Origin of the sequence: Vibrio sp. 10N.247.310.23 (assembly GCF_041467155.1) — a bacterium.
In the GTDB taxonomy this organism is placed as follows: Bacteria; Pseudomonadota; Gammaproteobacteria; order Enterobacterales; family Vibrionaceae; genus Vibrio; species Vibrio crassostreae_C.
Genome location: NZ_JBFSTZ010000003.1, coordinates 44773 through 58812, shown reverse-complemented (window position 1 = coordinate 58812; position 14040 = coordinate 44773). Strand labels below are relative to the sequence as shown.

The 14040-nt window shown below is 43.4% G+C and carries 13 protein-coding genes; 4 read left to right on the top strand and 9 right to left on the bottom strand.

Annotation, left to right across the window (positions count from 1 at the left end):
- Positions 1-161: 161 nt before the first annotated feature.
- Complete coding sequence (locus AB6D93_RS03040; RefSeq protein ID WP_032546996.1) at positions 162-1403, top strand: GGDEF domain-containing protein; 1242 nt, start codon at positions 162-164, stop codon at positions 1401-1403.
- A 144-nt stretch (positions 1404-1547) separates the two neighbouring features.
- Here the strand turns inward: AB6D93_RS03040 and AB6D93_RS03035 are convergent, their stop codons facing one another.
- On the bottom strand, positions 1548-2558 hold the full coding sequence (locus tag AB6D93_RS03035) for a Solitary outer membrane autotransporter beta-barrel domain (RefSeq protein WP_029235232.1): 1011 nt from the start codon (positions 2556-2558) through the stop codon (positions 1548-1550).
- Positions 2559-2636: 78 nt separating this feature from the next.
- Positions 2637-3608, bottom strand: a complete 972-nt coding sequence (locus AB6D93_RS03030; RefSeq protein ID WP_170791831.1) for a diguanylate cyclase — start codon at positions 3606-3608, stop codon at positions 2637-2639.
- A 131-nt stretch (positions 3609-3739) separates the two neighbouring features.
- Here AB6D93_RS03030 and AB6D93_RS03025 point away from each other — a divergent pair, with 131 nt between their 5' ends.
- Entirely contained in the window at positions 3740-4177 is a 438-nt protein-coding gene (locus AB6D93_RS03025; RefSeq protein ID WP_017060108.1) for a DUF3069 domain-containing protein, read from the top strand.
- Positions 4178-4488: 311 nt separating this feature from the next.
- Here AB6D93_RS03025 and modC read toward each other — a convergent pair whose 3' ends face one another.
- Genes modC through AB6D93_RS03005 form a run of 4 tightly spaced genes read right to left on the bottom strand, consistent with a single transcriptional unit; the run spans position 4489 to position 8572 of the window.
- Positions 4489-5595 (bottom strand): molybdenum ABC transporter ATP-binding protein ModC, encoded by a 1107-nt coding sequence (gene modC / locus AB6D93_RS03020; RefSeq protein WP_017060109.1) that lies wholly within the window; start codon positions 5593-5595, stop codon positions 4489-4491.
- On the bottom strand, positions 5592-6290 hold the full coding sequence (modB, locus tag AB6D93_RS03015) for a molybdate ABC transporter permease subunit (RefSeq protein WP_017060110.1): 699 nt from the start codon (positions 6288-6290) through the stop codon (positions 5592-5594). Before modB ends, modC begins: the two co-directional genes overlap by 4 nt.
- Complete coding sequence (gene modA, locus AB6D93_RS03010) at positions 6291-7049, bottom strand: molybdate ABC transporter substrate-binding protein (protein ID WP_017060111.1); 759 nt, start codon at positions 7047-7049, stop codon at positions 6291-6293.
- 56 nt (positions 7050-7105) lie between these two features.
- Positions 7106-8572, bottom strand: coding sequence for a cobyric acid synthase (locus AB6D93_RS03005; protein WP_017069093.1), 1467 nt, complete (start codon positions 8570-8572; stop codon positions 7106-7108).
- Between the two features lie 286 nt (positions 8573-8858).
- Between AB6D93_RS03005 and AB6D93_RS03000 the strand changes: the two genes are divergently transcribed.
- Both AB6D93_RS03000 and AB6D93_RS02995 read left to right on the top strand, forming a co-directional pair.
- Positions 8859-9236 (top strand): YgiW/YdeI family stress tolerance OB fold protein, encoded by a 378-nt coding sequence (locus AB6D93_RS03000; protein WP_048608277.1) that lies wholly within the window; start codon positions 8859-8861, stop codon positions 9234-9236.
- 98 nt (positions 9237-9334) lie between these two features.
- Complete coding sequence (locus tag AB6D93_RS02995; protein ID WP_017069094.1) at positions 9335-9859, top strand: hypothetical protein; 525 nt, start codon at positions 9335-9337, stop codon at positions 9857-9859.
- 137 nt (positions 9860-9996) lie between these two features.
- Here the strand turns inward: AB6D93_RS02995 and AB6D93_RS02990 are convergent, their stop codons facing one another.
- The 3 genes from AB6D93_RS02990 to AB6D93_RS02980 all read right to left on the bottom strand — a co-directional run bounded on the left by AB6D93_RS02990 (position 9997) and on the right by AB6D93_RS02980 (position 13811).
- Positions 9997-11604 carry an ABC-F family ATPase gene (locus AB6D93_RS02990; RefSeq protein ID WP_080582218.1) on the bottom strand — a complete coding sequence of 536 codons (1608 nt, stop codon included), beginning with the start codon at positions 11602-11604 and terminating at the stop codon, positions 9997-9999.
- A gap of 324 nt (positions 11605-11928) precedes the next feature.
- Entirely contained in the window at positions 11929-12615 is a 687-nt protein-coding gene (locus tag AB6D93_RS02985) for an ATP-dependent zinc protease (RefSeq protein WP_017069095.1), read from the bottom strand.
- A gap of 11 nt (positions 12616-12626) precedes the next feature.
- Positions 12627-13811 carry an amino acid aminotransferase gene (locus tag AB6D93_RS02980; RefSeq protein WP_017060118.1) on the bottom strand — a complete coding sequence of 395 codons (1185 nt, stop codon included), beginning with the start codon at positions 13809-13811 and terminating at the stop codon, positions 12627-12629.
- Positions 13812-14040 lie beyond the last annotated feature (229 nt).

Here is a 14040-nt window from a genome sequence, read left to right as displayed (position 1 = left end):
TAGCAACTCAAAATACATATAAAAATGATTGCACCAATAGCGACCTATGACTATGTTTTTGCTCTAATTTAGGTAAAAAGCTTGGCAATCGCTTGTTTAACCGTATCCTACGCATAGTATTAAATAATAAGATCATCAATATAGTTAGGCTCACCACATAAATGGCATCATCTTTTGTAACGTCGAGCATGTTTCGATTTTGCTTCCCTTTAGTCCTGTTAACAATTTTGCTCGTTGGTATGGACAACGTCATTCTCGTGACGGACTCAAATTTAGGGTTTGCTAGCAACCTCCCTTACATTTTATTGAGCGTTGCGGTTCTGCTATGCCATACGTTCAGACAAGGTCGAATGGCGATGGTATCGGTGACCATGCTTGTCGCTTATCTGATCATCCAAGTTCGCTTACAAACGCCTCTCAATACTGGCACAACGCTATTAGAGCTCTCGTTACTTGCGGCATTAGTACCTGTCACTTGCTTACTTGTTTATGCCTTCCCTGATAACGGCGTAAACTCAAAGTCGATGCTGCTCTACGCCATCGTTCTTGTTCTGTTTATGGTGTGGGCACAATTGATCGTCTCTCACTTCCATGCCGGCGGTTTTGAATCATGGAGTGATGGTCTTCTATTTATTGTCAGAGACTTCTCCAAACTGCCTTTTGTTTTAGTGCTGTATAGCCTTTGCTTGCTTGGCCTTACTGCCATTCTCGTGTTGGTGTATAACCGCTCTATCGATGTTGTGGTTTATAGCGCTATCCTGCTTTCTTCTTGTACGTTCATCTTCTTCGATATTCAGTACATCTCGAGCACCATGTTCTCGCTGTCAGGCACACTGATCATCGTCTATGTGATGTCTGCTAGTCATGATATGGCCTTTAACGACCAACTGACTAACATTCCCGGTCGACACGCCTTAGAAGTCGATATGAAGCACTTGGGGCGTAAGTATTCGATGGCGATGGTCGATATTGATCACTTTAAACAATTCAACGATACCTACGGACATGACATTGGCGACGATGTGTTAAAACTGGTGGCACGCATTCTGAGGGAAACCACAGGCGGCGCTAAAGCTTATCGCTATGGTGGAGAAGAGTTCACGATTATCTTCAAAGGAAAACATTCGGAACAAGTTAAAGAGCACCTTCAAGCTCTGATTTCCGAGGTTCAAAACTACGACATGACGATTCGTAATAGTCATGAACGCCCCGACGATCATGAAGTGGGTATGAAAAAGCGTGGCAAGAAAGGCAAACCATCGGAAGTGGTGAATGTGACGGTGAGTATTGGATTGTCTGATAGTACAACCACCAGACATCCTGAAGAGGTGTTGAAGCTTGCTGACCAAGCGCTGTATAAAGCGAAAGAAACCGGTCGAAACAAACTGTGTATTGACCGTTAACAATAGTTGATAGCGAAAGATATTGAGTGCTAGAGATCTAAATAGCTTAAGCCATTAATAGCGATCTGCTTCAATAACTATCACTTCCAAGTTCAACGAGCCTCATTGATTTGAGGCCGTATGGGCTTAACTGGAAAAAAGAGCTTAATCTTGGTTGAAGAATATAACCAAGCTGCCACCTTTTAAGCTACTTCCGTAGTTAATCGTAAAACCTATTCCCACGTTATCGACCCACTCATTAAACAGGTTTGGGTTAAGCAACCAACCAACACTGCCCTCGTAGTAAGATGTGGTGCCCATAGATGCCACGGTGTCACCACCAATATCAATTCGTCTTATACTCGAGTACATCGAAGTGATGTTCTTATCCCAACGCACGAGATCATAGAAAACCTTGGCTTCATTGGCGATATACCACCCTTCAGGATGACCGACATTGCCATTATTCGCCTCGCCCCAGCCGATGCCATTAAAGTAATGCCAACTGGTGCTCAATTTATACTTTCCCCAGTCATTCTTATCTTCGTACATCAGCTTGATTTTAGGCTCGATGATGTAAGCCCAAGCATCAGTATTGAGATATACGCCATCCAGTTGGTCTTGAATAGGCTTTAGCAACGAAGCGCGATATTCATAATCATTGCGGTAGTAAGAGATGTGGTTACCGATTGCAGAGCTGAAGCTCCAATATTCGTCTAGCTGGGACACATTCGCGAATTCGACGTAGCCAGACACTACCGACTCTTTTTGAAAATCGTTTCTGTTTGCTGCCGCGTACTCGACATCGTTCTCGATTCGCAATGCAGACAAGCGTAGCGTCACCTCTTGATGGTTGTCTTCGATGTAACTTGGTAATTCAAATGTGTAAGGCAAACTCAGGGAGGTGATGTTTTGGCGACGACTTACCGAATCATTCGAACCGATGTCTTCATTGTCCAAACTAAACACTTTATTGGGGTCAAAGTTATTGATACCAAAAGTGAAAACATCGGTGTCGTTGAGCAATACACTGGTGGCAAAGCTCTGCTCTAGATCCTTTCGAAAAAGATCAGATAGCGTATTGGCATTAACAGTGGTCGCCAAAGCGGTAAAAAATAGAGGAACCGCAAGCGTCCAAGATGTGTTAGTCATAGAAAATGACTTCGAATGTGGCATTTCTTTTATCACTTAAAGCACTTCCTAGCTCAAACGCTATTAGAAGTATAAATTCAAATATCGAAAAGAGCTCGCCAACTAACGCGCAAGCTCCAAAATGTTACGTTGTACAAAGGTATTTCTACCACTTTGCTTCGCTTGATAAAGCGCTTGATCGACCTTTTCGTAAATAGACGCAATAGATTCGCCACCTTCTGGCACAAATGACAACACACCTTGTGACGCTGTCACTCTATCCGATACCGTTGAGTGTTCATGAGCGTAGTTCATCTCATGCAATGCCTCTTTAACTCGAGTCGCGTGTACCTTAGCGCCTTCACTATCTGTATCGCTAAGAATCAGAACAAACTCTTCACCGCCATAACGACCTACAAATTCTCCCGCACGAACAAACAGCTGTTTCAAGGTATTAGCAAGCCCTTGTAAGCACTTATCCCCTTGAATATGACCATAATTATCGTTGTAAGGCTTAAAGAAGTCTACATCTAGAAGTATGACTGTCATGGATATATTACGTCTTCCGTGCCACGCTATGCTCTCTTCAAGCTTAGTATCCATATATCGACGGTTATACAATTTGGTCAGGCCATCTTCGTTGGCTTGTTGCTGCAGAAGGATGTTCAGTTCTTCGAGTTTGGCTGTGCTTTGTTTTAGCTCTCGTCTCATGTGCGCGATACGTTGCATCGCAATCAGCTTAGAATTCAAAACAACCTTGTTTACTGGCTTGATCAGGTAATCATCGCCACCAGCGTCAATCGCTTTTGCGATCATCTCAGGTTCTTCGTGACCACTAAGAAAGATGATGGGAACCCATTCTGGGAATCGGCTTCGAACCTCATTCGCCACTTCAAAACCATCCATATCAGGCATGCTGATATCAAGTAACACGAGTTCAGGATCAAAATCAGAATAAACACTCAGGGCTTCTTTTCCGCTACCGACAGCTTCTACAATATGACCCAGTTGCTTGAGTCGGATAGCAAGTTGCATCCTGTCTAGTTGAACGTCATCAACCAGCAATATGCGCATTGAAGATCCCTTTTCTATCATCACATCACCTTTATCTAGTGTTGAATATTCAAAGTAGCTCAAATTTGGGCTTAAATCATGCCCTAATCTCTATATTAGATTGACTTTTTTACAGATCTTTTTAGCATTGTTTCTTTTTAAAGAGAAATACTATGTCAGACGCTACAAACAACGAACAACAAGAAATCGATTTAACCACCATCTCACCAGAACTTCGTCAAGTTATCGAATTTGATGGCGTACCAAAAGAGATGCACTTTATGGTTACTTCTATTCACGAAGTGTCTGAAGAAGCAGTACGCGAAGCTTGGGATAGTCTTCCAGCAAGCGCACAAAATGTTTTAGACAACTTCGAGCAGTTCCACGCTCTAATCTCAGTTAGCCAAGCTTTCGCTGGTGTTAACGTGATGGAAGAGTTCCCTACTCTTAAACTTCCAGAAGACATGTCTGACGAAGAAAAAGAAGAGTACCGTGCTCAACTGCTAGACCAAGTTCTACACAACTGTGTAAAAGACATGGTTAAACAAATCAAGAAAGCTCGTCGTGATGCAATCTTGAAGCGTGATTTCAAAGAAGTTTTTACTAAGTAAGTCGCTAGTCGCCTAAACTAGGCTAAGCGCTAACAGTACTACTTAGAATTAAGCCGCATGTTTCTTTAAACACGCGGCTTTTTTATATCCGCTATTTTCTGTTCGTCGATCGTTACGTCTGTATGTTCTTGTTGCTAATGTTCATATGATTCGACAAATCATATGCTTTAACACTCATATAGTGTGGCGCAAAACTGGCAGTTATACCGTATAAAAATGACGCATGTATCCATTCATGGAATCAAGACCGAATTTTCAGAACCTATAACAGGCAGTATCGCGGCAATATCGAAAAACTGACCTTGTCAGGTTTAATGCGTTACCGCGATATCTCTTTGAGCGACACTCACACCTTTAATTTGAGCGTAAACACGCTGCCCGATTTCTAGATTTAACTCATCCAGCGCCCACAATGTAATGGTTGCCCATAGGTAGCACCCAGACTCTAACTCTAGCTCGACCTCGACACTCTGCTTATTTGTGCCTTGTTGGTGCGTCTCTACGCTTTTAATGGTGACAGGAAGGATGTTACGTATAGAAGTCCCTTTCGGCCGTTCTAGCGTGATAGAGACATCATTTGCCCTAACTTGCAGCCTCACTGTCGTACCAAGCTCACTCGATACTTTCTGAACCCATAACGACGTCGACTTTCCTAGCATCAGGCGAGACAGCGCATAATCGTCATTGTGTTCCGCTAATGTCGCTTCAAACAACGAGCTTTGCTCTGAGAAAGATTGCCAAGGTTGCATGGCTCTCGATGCCCAAACCTCTTCCGTCACACCCGACGAAATCACTTTGCCTTGGTCAATAATCACAAGGTGATTTGCCAAGCGTAAAATTTCATTGAGGCTATGGGTGACATAGATGATCGGTATTTGGACGGTTTCGGATAAGTTTTCCAGAAATGGCATCACTTCGCGCTTACGAGGCAAGTCGAGAGACGCTAAAGGCTCATCCATCAACAAAATGCTCGGCTTTGATAACAAAGCGCGGCCAATCGCCACACGTTGCTTCTCACCGCCAGACAAACGAGCTGGGTATCGGTCAAGCAATGAACCCAAAGACAACAGCGAGACTATTTGCTCAAAGTGCGCTTGATCGACGCTTTTCATACCGTATTTAAGGTTCGCTGCCACCTTCATATGTGGAAACAATCGCGACTCTTGAAACACATAACCGACGTTGCGTTTGTGAGTCGGCAAATTAATGCCATTTTCACTATCGAACAGTGTGGTTCCAGATACGCTGATCAGACCTTTATCGGGCTGTTTAAGGCCACTGATTGCATTGATAAGTGAGGTTTTACCCGCGCCAGAACGACCAAAAATTGCCGTAATGCCGCTACTTGGTAATTCCAAGTCGATATCAAAGAACGTTTCACCAAGTTGTTGTTGATATTGGAGGATCAAAGCACTCATGCATTGCCTCCCAAGCGTTGTGCTGACTTTTTGTTGAGCCACTCAGATAGCATCAATGAACCCAGCGCTATCACAATAGAAATGACACACAAACGCGCGGCTTCCATTTCAGCGCCAGGGGTTTCAATAAAGGTATACATAGCCAAAGGAATGGTTTGAGTTTCACCGGGAATATTTGAAACGAAGCTGATGGTCGCGCCAAACTCCCCTAGGCTTCTTGCGAATGAAAGCATGGTGCCGGTAATGACCCCTGGGATCATCAAGGGTAAAGTGATCGTGAAAAACACACGAAGAGGTGAAGCGCCTAATGTAGCAGCCGCCTCTTCAAGCTTACTGTCTACGGTTTCTAGGCTCAATCTAATAGAGCGAACCATCAGCGGCAACGCCACAACCACACAAGCGAGTGCCGCGCCCTTCCAGCTAAAGCTGAATACAATACCAAACACGTCATTGAGCCACGAACCTATGATACCTTGCCTGCCCATCATCACTAGCAGTAAATAGCCAATAACTACAGGTGGAAGTACCAAAGGTAAATGGACAATACTCTCAACAATGCTCTTACCTACAAATTGTTTCTTAGCAAGTAGCCATGCTAAGCCAATACCGATAGGGATAAGCCATAAGATTGCAAACCCAGCGACTTTTAAGCTCAGCATTAAGGCTTGGTATTCGTATTCCGATAAATACATCATTTAACGCACTTCAAATCCAAAACTGTTCAAGGTGTCTTTCGCTTTTTCGCTCTTTAGGAAAGTATAGAACTCTTCTGCCACAACTTTATCACTCAACTTCGCTACAGGGTAACGTATTGGTGTGTGCAGATCTGATGGGAAGGTCGACACTAGGTTTACTTCTTTAGAAAGCAACGCATCCGTTTTGTAGACAATGCCAAGCTTAGCTTCACTGCGCTCGACTAAGGCTAAGGCCATACGAACATTGTTACTTGGTGCCAATCGAGTTTTCACATCGTCCCATACACCTAACGTTTCTAACGCTTCTTTTGCATAGATACCAGCAGGAACCGACATGGTGTTACCCACTGCGAGCCTTTCATTAGTAAGCAGTTTAGCCCATTGTTCACCTTTTGATAGGTCTAACGTTACCGATGTCTCTTTAGGAGCAATCAGCACCAGTTCGTTTTCACATAGGTTTGTGACATTGTCACTATAAACCAATTTACGATCGACTAAATGCGTCATCCATTTCTCATTTGCCGAGATAAAAATGTCTGCTGGTGCTCCTCTTTCGATTTGTCGCACCAAAGACGACGTACTCGCGTACACAGGAATCACATCGACAGAATGGTCTTTCTCAAACTCTTCAACCAACAGATTAACCGCATTGGTCATCGACGATGCAGCGTAAACTCGTAGCTTTTCCGCAGCAAAAAGATGACTAGAACTCAATGCCGAAGTTAAAGCCATGGTTAAAAGGAAGACTCGCTTTTTCATTGTTATCACTTATCTATTGTTCGTTTAAGTTCTTTAGCTAACTTCTAAATGGCGGCTTAAGCTGTTAACTCTGGCCAAAGCAGATCAAGATTTAAGTACTCTTCGATGGCATCAGCGATTCGATTAATACCCAGCTCTTTAAGCTGTTCGTGGTCAATCGCGGTCACATCGTTGGCTCCTGCCCATTCGCAAATAAGCGACAACGCATCACTGTTGTCGAATACGCCATGCAAGTAAGTACCAAAAATCGAGTTATCTTGATTCACAGCGCCATCTAGGCTGCCAGATTCTAACTGAACCGGTAAGGCTGTTTCTTTGACATCAGTCCTACCTACGTGGATTTCATACCCTTTTACTTGTGCTGTTTTGCCATCCAGCGTCATGGTGCCGCGTACGTTGGTTAAGGTTTTCTGCTGTGTAAGGGTCGTTTCAGTATCCAGATACCCTAACCCTTCGCTGCTGCCGGGTTCCCCTTCAACGCCATCAGGATCGTGGATGATGTTACCTAACATTTGGTAGCCACCGCAGATACCCATCACTTTGCCGCCTAAGCGCAGGTGGCGTTGAATATCTTTATCCCAGCCTTGTTCTTTTAGGTAATCCAAATCTGCTCTTACCGACTTTGTACCCGGCAAGATAATTAAATCAGCATTGTTTACACGTTCGCCTTTACCGACATAACGTAAATCAATCGAAGGATTCAATCTTAACGCGTCAAAGTCTGTATGGTTGCTGATTCGGGTTAGCACTGGCACCGCCACCTTAAGCTTAGCTTCTCCGTAAGACTCTTGAGCAGAGGTAATGGCATCTTCCGCTTCTAAGTTAAAACCATGCAGATATGGCAAAACACCAATGACTGGCTTGCCGGTTTTTTCCTCTAGCCAATCTAGGCCAGATTGAAGCAGTGCGATATCGCCTCTAAAACGATTTATCACAAAGCCTTTTACACGAGCTTGTTCAGATTCAGACAATAGAGCTAATGTCCCGTAGAGATGCGCAAAAACGCCACCACGGTCAATATCAGCAACGATGATCACAGGGATGTCCGCTTTCTCAGCAAATCCCATGTTAGCGATATCATTTTCACGAAGATTGATTTCGGCTGGGCTCCCCGCACCTTCAATCATCACGCTTTCATATTCTTCAGAAAGTCGGTCAAACGAATCGATAACTGTATCCATCGCCACTTTCTTGTAATCATGATAACCCGTCGCTTCCATGTTGCTCAGCGCTCGGCCTTGCAAAATCACTTGCGCGCCGGTATCTGAGTTGGGCTTTAGCAATACAGGGTTCATGTGAACGGTTGGCTCTATATTACAAGCTTGCGCCTGAACCGCTTGAGCACGGCCAATTTCGCCACCATCTTTTGTCACAGCACTGTTCAACGCCATGTTTTGTGGCTTAAAAGGTGCCACTTTGATTCCTTTCCTTGCCAAAACACGGCATAAACCTGCCACCAAAACACTTTTTCCGGCATCTGACGTTGTCCCTTGAACCATAAGGGCACTTAATGGTGCTCGCATTTGTACTTAAATCCTTAATTTCTTAATTTCTTAATTTTCAATTTATAGCTGTGGGCAATATTTCTCTGCGACCATCTTAACGTCATTGCCGAGTAGATGCTCAATAAAATGAATGGAAAATGAATGTGTTACTCACTCTGGATTCAACCCCAGTGTTGTTTAATAGCTCCATCGAAACGAAGCTTGTGAACGATAACAGGCGCTTCAACAAAAAACGTACTAACGAAAAGAAACGTTTCAAATTCAGAAAAACGTTTCTACTAAAAACAACATTAAGGGATTCACCATGAAAAAAACTGTATTAGCTATCGCATCTACTATTATCCTTGCTCCTACTTTCGCAATGGCTAGTGACCACAACAGCAACAAGCACGAAAGCGCTATTGCTTATACTGGCCCAATTGAAACCGTTTCTGTTGCGACACTACTTGCCGACACAAGCATGTTCGCAGAGCAAGAAGCAATTGTGGATGGCAAGATCGTTCGTCAACTTAAGAATGACACGTTTGTCTTCTCTGATGGCCAGAGTGAAATTCAAATCGAACTTGATGATGATATCCGCCTAGCACAACCACTGACCGCTGATACAAAAGTTCGTATCTTCGGTGAATATGAAGGTGGTAAGACACCTGAAATCGAAGTGGACCACATCCAGGTTCTATAAGCGATTAATATAAAAATACCGACTTCAAATAATTGGCCTGCATATTGCAGGCTTTTTTGTATTATACTGCCGCAAAATACAATTTATATGGAGTCACCATGCTAAGTTGCACGAATAAGACTGTCCTTTTAGGACTCGCTGCACTGTGTTCATTCTCTGCGTCTGCAAACAACTTTAACTACAACACATTCGAGCTGCGCATGGGTACTAGCCCAAGTACTTTCGGTGGTGAAGTCACAACAATGTTCACTCAGAACTCTCATTTTGTTGCTCGTATCGATTCAGAATTTGAAAGTGATTGGGATGCAGCGGTAGGTATGGGATTCAACGGCCCAATCAGTCAATTTGCTGACGTTACTGGCCAAATGTTGCTGCACAACATTGAACGGAATGACGATAACCACATCAAAACAGAAATTAACCTTGGCTTGAGAGCTTGGTTAATGGCAAACGTTGAAGTTAACGCACGCCTTGGTCAACTGATCGACAACGATGACACTCGTTCAATTTTGGGTATCGGTGCTCGTTTCCATTCAACTGATCAACTGTCTGTTGGTCTTGATATGCGCAATAACGGCACATATGGCCACCAAATCTTAATGTCGGCTCGATTCGGATTCTAATCTAGATTTCAATTACTGAGTAATAAATAGCTAAACGTATTACATAGAAAAGCCCCGAACATATTAATGTTCGGGGCTTTTTTGTTTGTTAGTTTCGCTGGCTTTTAGTCGTTCACGACCTGAGCCAGCGACTTGCTTTATAAGCTAACCATCAGCATCTTTTTCTGGTGATCTAAGTACTCTTCATAAGTACCTTGGAAGCTCACTAGCTGTTGATCTTTTACATCGATGATGTGTGTTGCTAATGAAGAAACGAACTCTCGGTCATGGCTTACGAAGATAAGCGTGCCAGTGTAAACCTTCAACGCGTCGTTCAGGGCTTGGATTGCTTCCATGTCCATGTGGTTGGTTGGTTCGTCCATTACAAGCACGTTGATGTCTTGCATCATTAGCTTGCCGAATAACAGACGGTTCTTCTCACCACCAGAACAGTTACGCGCTTTTTTGTTCGCATCGTCAGCAGTAAACAATAGGCGACCTAGAATGCCACGTACCATAAGGTCATCGTGCTTCACTGTGCGCCATTGTGAGATCCAATCGAAGATGCTCAGGTCGTTATCAAAGTCAGACGTACTATCTTGTGGGCAGTAGCCTACAGATGCGTTTTCAGACCATTTTACGATACCTTCGTTTTGCTCTAGCTCTTGAACTAGGCAACGTAGCAGCGTGGTTTTACCTACACCGTTCTCACCGATAACCGCAAGACGAGTACCCGCTTCAAGCAGCAAGTTACCACCGGCAAACAATGTTTCGCCATCGAAGCCGTGACCAAGGTCTTGAAGTTCAAGCGCTTGACGGTGTAGTTTCTTACCTTCGCCAAAATCAATAGATGGGCTCATGCGGCTCGATGATTTCACTTCATCAAGCGTGATCTTATCCATTTTCTTGGCACGAGAGCTTGCTTGTTTTGCTTTAGATGCGTTAGCACCAAAACGGTTTACGAAATCTTGAAGCTCGCTGATTTCAGCCGCTTTCTTAGCGTTGCTTGCTAAAAGCTGTTCACGAATCAAGCCAGATGCTTCTAGGAAGTACTCGTAGTTACCAGGGTAGACACGTAGCTCACCGTAGTCGATGTCTGCCATGTGTGTACACACAGAGTTCAGGAAGTGTCTATCGTGCGAAATGATGATCATTGTACATTTACGCTGGTTTAGCTCTTCAGCAAGCCAGTTGATCGTGTGAATGTCCAAGTTGTTGGTTGGTTCATCAAGAAGCAGGATATCTGGGTTTGCAAACAGAGCTTGTGCCAATAGCACACGCAGTTTCCAACCTGGAGCTACTTGCTGCATCAAGCCGAAATGGAACTCTTCTTCAATACCCGCTTGAATTAGGATGTCGCCAGCACGGCTTTCTGCTGTGTAGCCATCCATTTCCGCGAATTCACTTTCAAGTTCTGCGACTTTCATGCCGTCGTCTTCGCTCATTTCTGGCAAAGAGTAAATGCGGTCACGTTCTTGTTTTACTTCCCAAAGTTTTCTGTCGCCCATGATCACAACGTCGATAACGCTGTACTGTTCGAAAGCGAACTGATCTTGGCTTAGCACACCCAGTTTTTCTCCTGGAGTGATAGAAACGTTGCCCGAGCTTGGCGTTAATGCGCCACTTAGGATTTTCATGAACGTTGATTTGCCGCAACCATTAGCGCCGATCAAACCATAACGGTTGCCGTTACCAAATTTAGCAGAGATGTTTTCAAACAGCGGCTCTGCGCCAAATTGCATTGTGATGTTCGCGGTAGATATCAAAGAACTAATTCCTAAGCGTGTACTGACAGATAATTATTAGGCTATTTCAAGAACCTAAATAAGAAGTACGAAAGTATGGATTAAACAAAAATCGAAGCGCGGATTATATAGAGATCTCGATCACGTTGTCGAGGCTAAACAGTAAACGAATAGTAAACATAGACCATTTAGATGCTTTTCATACGTTATGGGGTGTAAATAAAAAAATCCCCACCAGCAGAACTGGTAGGGATTTCATTTATCAACACTAAAAGTCTTTTAAGCTCGTCACCTTTGAAACTATAGCTCTTCAAAACGAAAAGCTTTGATGACGAGCAGAACTTGTTATTTAGTAATTTTCTTCTGAACGTATTTTTTGCTCACGTCGACAACCGCAACATCTCTAAAGAAGCTTCTACCCAACAGAAGTGGGAAAGAAAGATGCGTTCGGTCGGCTAGCGTAAATTCAGTTTTGTCTTTTAGATCGCCAATTTGAATCGAAGCTACAACCACAGCGCGTCGTTGTGTGCCTTCTGCGCTTGATTGCTTGATCTTAACCCAGCGTTCTACTGGTAAGCTGATCTCTTCAGTTGTAATTCCGTCGTGTTCAATCTTGAACTTAACCCAGTCTTTGCCGTCACGTTCAAAATCAACAATATCAACTGCACTGATTGAAGAGGTTGTTGCACCGGTATCGACACGTGCTTTAAACGCTTCTTTTAAACCAGGAACAAACACCCACTCTTCTTCACCAAGAATCAGTTTGCCGTCACTTGTTTTTCTAACCTTCTCTACTGGTTTTTCAACAGGTGCAGGTTTTACTTCCGGCTCAGTTGGTTTTACTTCTTCAGGCTTCTCAGTAGGTTCCGTTACTTTCTCGCCTTCTGTTGCGTCAGTTTTTGAAGAGTCATCCACAACAGGTTGTTCGATTTGAGGCTTTTGCTCTGGCTCAACAGGAGCTTGAGTTGTAGCCGAACAAGCAAACAGGCCACCACTTAGCATTAAAACTACAATCGCTTTCCAATTATACATTCAGTCACCTTCTATTTTGAAACGTTTGCTATCGCTTTTGCTACATAAGGAATATGAGATTCAGAAAGGCCTGCGATATTGATGCGTCCATCACCAACACCATAGACTCCATATTCTTCACGTAATTGATTCATTTGAGTTTCTTTAAAGCCTAGTACACTAAACATGCCTTTATGGCTTTCAATGAAGTCAAATTGTGACGTGTTATAAGTATTTCGCAATTCATCACATAAACTTTGGCGCAGATTTAACAAACGTTGCTGCATTTCACTCAATTCTTGCTTCCAAATCGAGGTTAGCTCTTGATTCTGAAGAATTGTTTTAACCAAAGCTGCACCATGATCTGGCGGCATTGTGTAAGTTGAACGAGCAAGCGTTAGAAGCTTACCTTTAGCATTGCCAACGTGTTCGCTGTTTTTGCCAATCACGATAGCGGCACCCGTTCTTTCACGGTATAAACCGAAGTTCTTCGAGCAAGATGTCGTAATCAACATCTCTTCGACGTTGTTAGCCATGTGTTGAAGACCTTTTGCGTCTTCTTCTAAGCCATCACCAAAGCCTTGGTAAGCAATATCAACGAACGGCAAGAAGCCATTTTTCTGCGATAGTTTGGTAATTTCCTGCCACGCCTCAAAGTCGATATCCGCACCCGTTGGGTTATGACAGCAACCGTGCAGTAGTACCACATCTGATGGACCCGCTTTTGAAAGGTCATCCAACATTCTTGCAGTATCAACTTGCTTCGTTTCAGGACTGAAGTAATTGTAATATCGAACTTTTAAGCCTGCCGCTTCCATCACCGGTTTGTGGTTAACGTAGCTTGGGTTTGAAATCCAAACCGTGGTGTCTGGTTGAGAAACTTTCATTAAGTCACCCAACATGCGAAGTGCACCACTTGCACCCGGTGTTTGAATCGCAGCAACGCGATCCATTGCAGAAGTCCCTTTAAGCAGCAGATCAACCATGCTCTGGTTGAACTCTTCACAGCCTGCTAGGCCAACGTAAGCTTTGGTTTTCTGCGTTTCAACAACGATATCTTGAGCCATAGAAACGGCTTTCATGATCGGAGTTTCGCCTTGATCGTTTTTGTAAACGCCAATGCCTAAGTCGACTTTATCAGTACGAGTATCGCCGCGGTAAGCAACAGAAAGAGATAGAATTGGATCTAAAGTTGGTTTTGGTAGATGTGAAAACATGAAAGTCACAACCCTTTGAAATTCAAGTAATGGCCTCCAAGTTATCATTTTATTTACAATTTAAGAAACAGAAATTCATCAAAGTTTTGATTTTTAGGAGATAACTCTAGTTGAGACTGGTGCAATCTAATATTCCCTATTCCATATAGTTCAATATTCAATCAATTTACAAATTTAGAACGTCATAAAATAAAAAAGCCTCAACAGAGAAGCTGAGGCTACTAATTTG

What these genes read in the sequence shown, in the direction of transcription:
- AB6D93_RS03040 (WP_032546996.1), top strand. Translation starts at nt 162, where the DNA reads ATGGCATCATCTTTTGTAACGTCGAGCATGTTTCGATTTTGCTTCCCT.
- AB6D93_RS03035 (WP_029235232.1), bottom strand. Translation starts at nt 2,558, where the DNA reads ATGCCACATTCGAAGTCATTTTCTATGACTAACACATCTTGGACGCTT.
- AB6D93_RS03030 (WP_170791831.1), bottom strand. Translation starts at nt 3,608, where the DNA reads ATGATAGAAAAGGGATCTTCAATGCGCATATTGCTGGTTGATGACGTT.
- AB6D93_RS03025 (WP_017060108.1), top strand. Translation starts at nt 3,740, where the DNA reads ATGTCAGACGCTACAAACAACGAACAACAAGAAATCGATTTAACCACC.
- modC (WP_017060109.1), bottom strand. Translation starts at nt 5,595, where the DNA reads ATGAGTGCTTTGATCCTCCAATATCAACAACAACTTGGTGAAACGTTC.
- modB (WP_017060110.1), bottom strand. Translation starts at nt 6,290, where the DNA reads ATGATGTATTTATCGGAATACGAATACCAAGCCTTAATGCTGAGCTTA.
- modA (WP_017060111.1), bottom strand. Translation starts at nt 7,049, where the DNA reads ATGAAAAAGCGAGTCTTCCTTTTAACCATGGCTTTAACTTCGGCATTG.
- AB6D93_RS03005 (WP_017069093.1), bottom strand. Translation starts at nt 8,572, where the DNA reads ATGCGAGCACCATTAAGTGCCCTTATGGTTCAAGGGACAACGTCAGAT.
- AB6D93_RS03000 (WP_048608277.1), top strand. Translation starts at nt 8,859, where the DNA reads ATGAAAAAAACTGTATTAGCTATCGCATCTACTATTATCCTTGCTCCT.
- AB6D93_RS02995 (WP_017069094.1), top strand. Translation starts at nt 9,335, where the DNA reads ATGCTAAGTTGCACGAATAAGACTGTCCTTTTAGGACTCGCTGCACTG.
- AB6D93_RS02985 (WP_017069095.1), bottom strand. Translation starts at nt 12,615, where the DNA reads ATGTATAATTGGAAAGCGATTGTAGTTTTAATGCTAAGTGGTGGCCTG.
- AB6D93_RS02980 (WP_017060118.1), bottom strand. Translation starts at nt 13,811, where the DNA reads ATGTTTTCACATCTACCAAAACCAACTTTAGATCCAATTCTATCTCTT.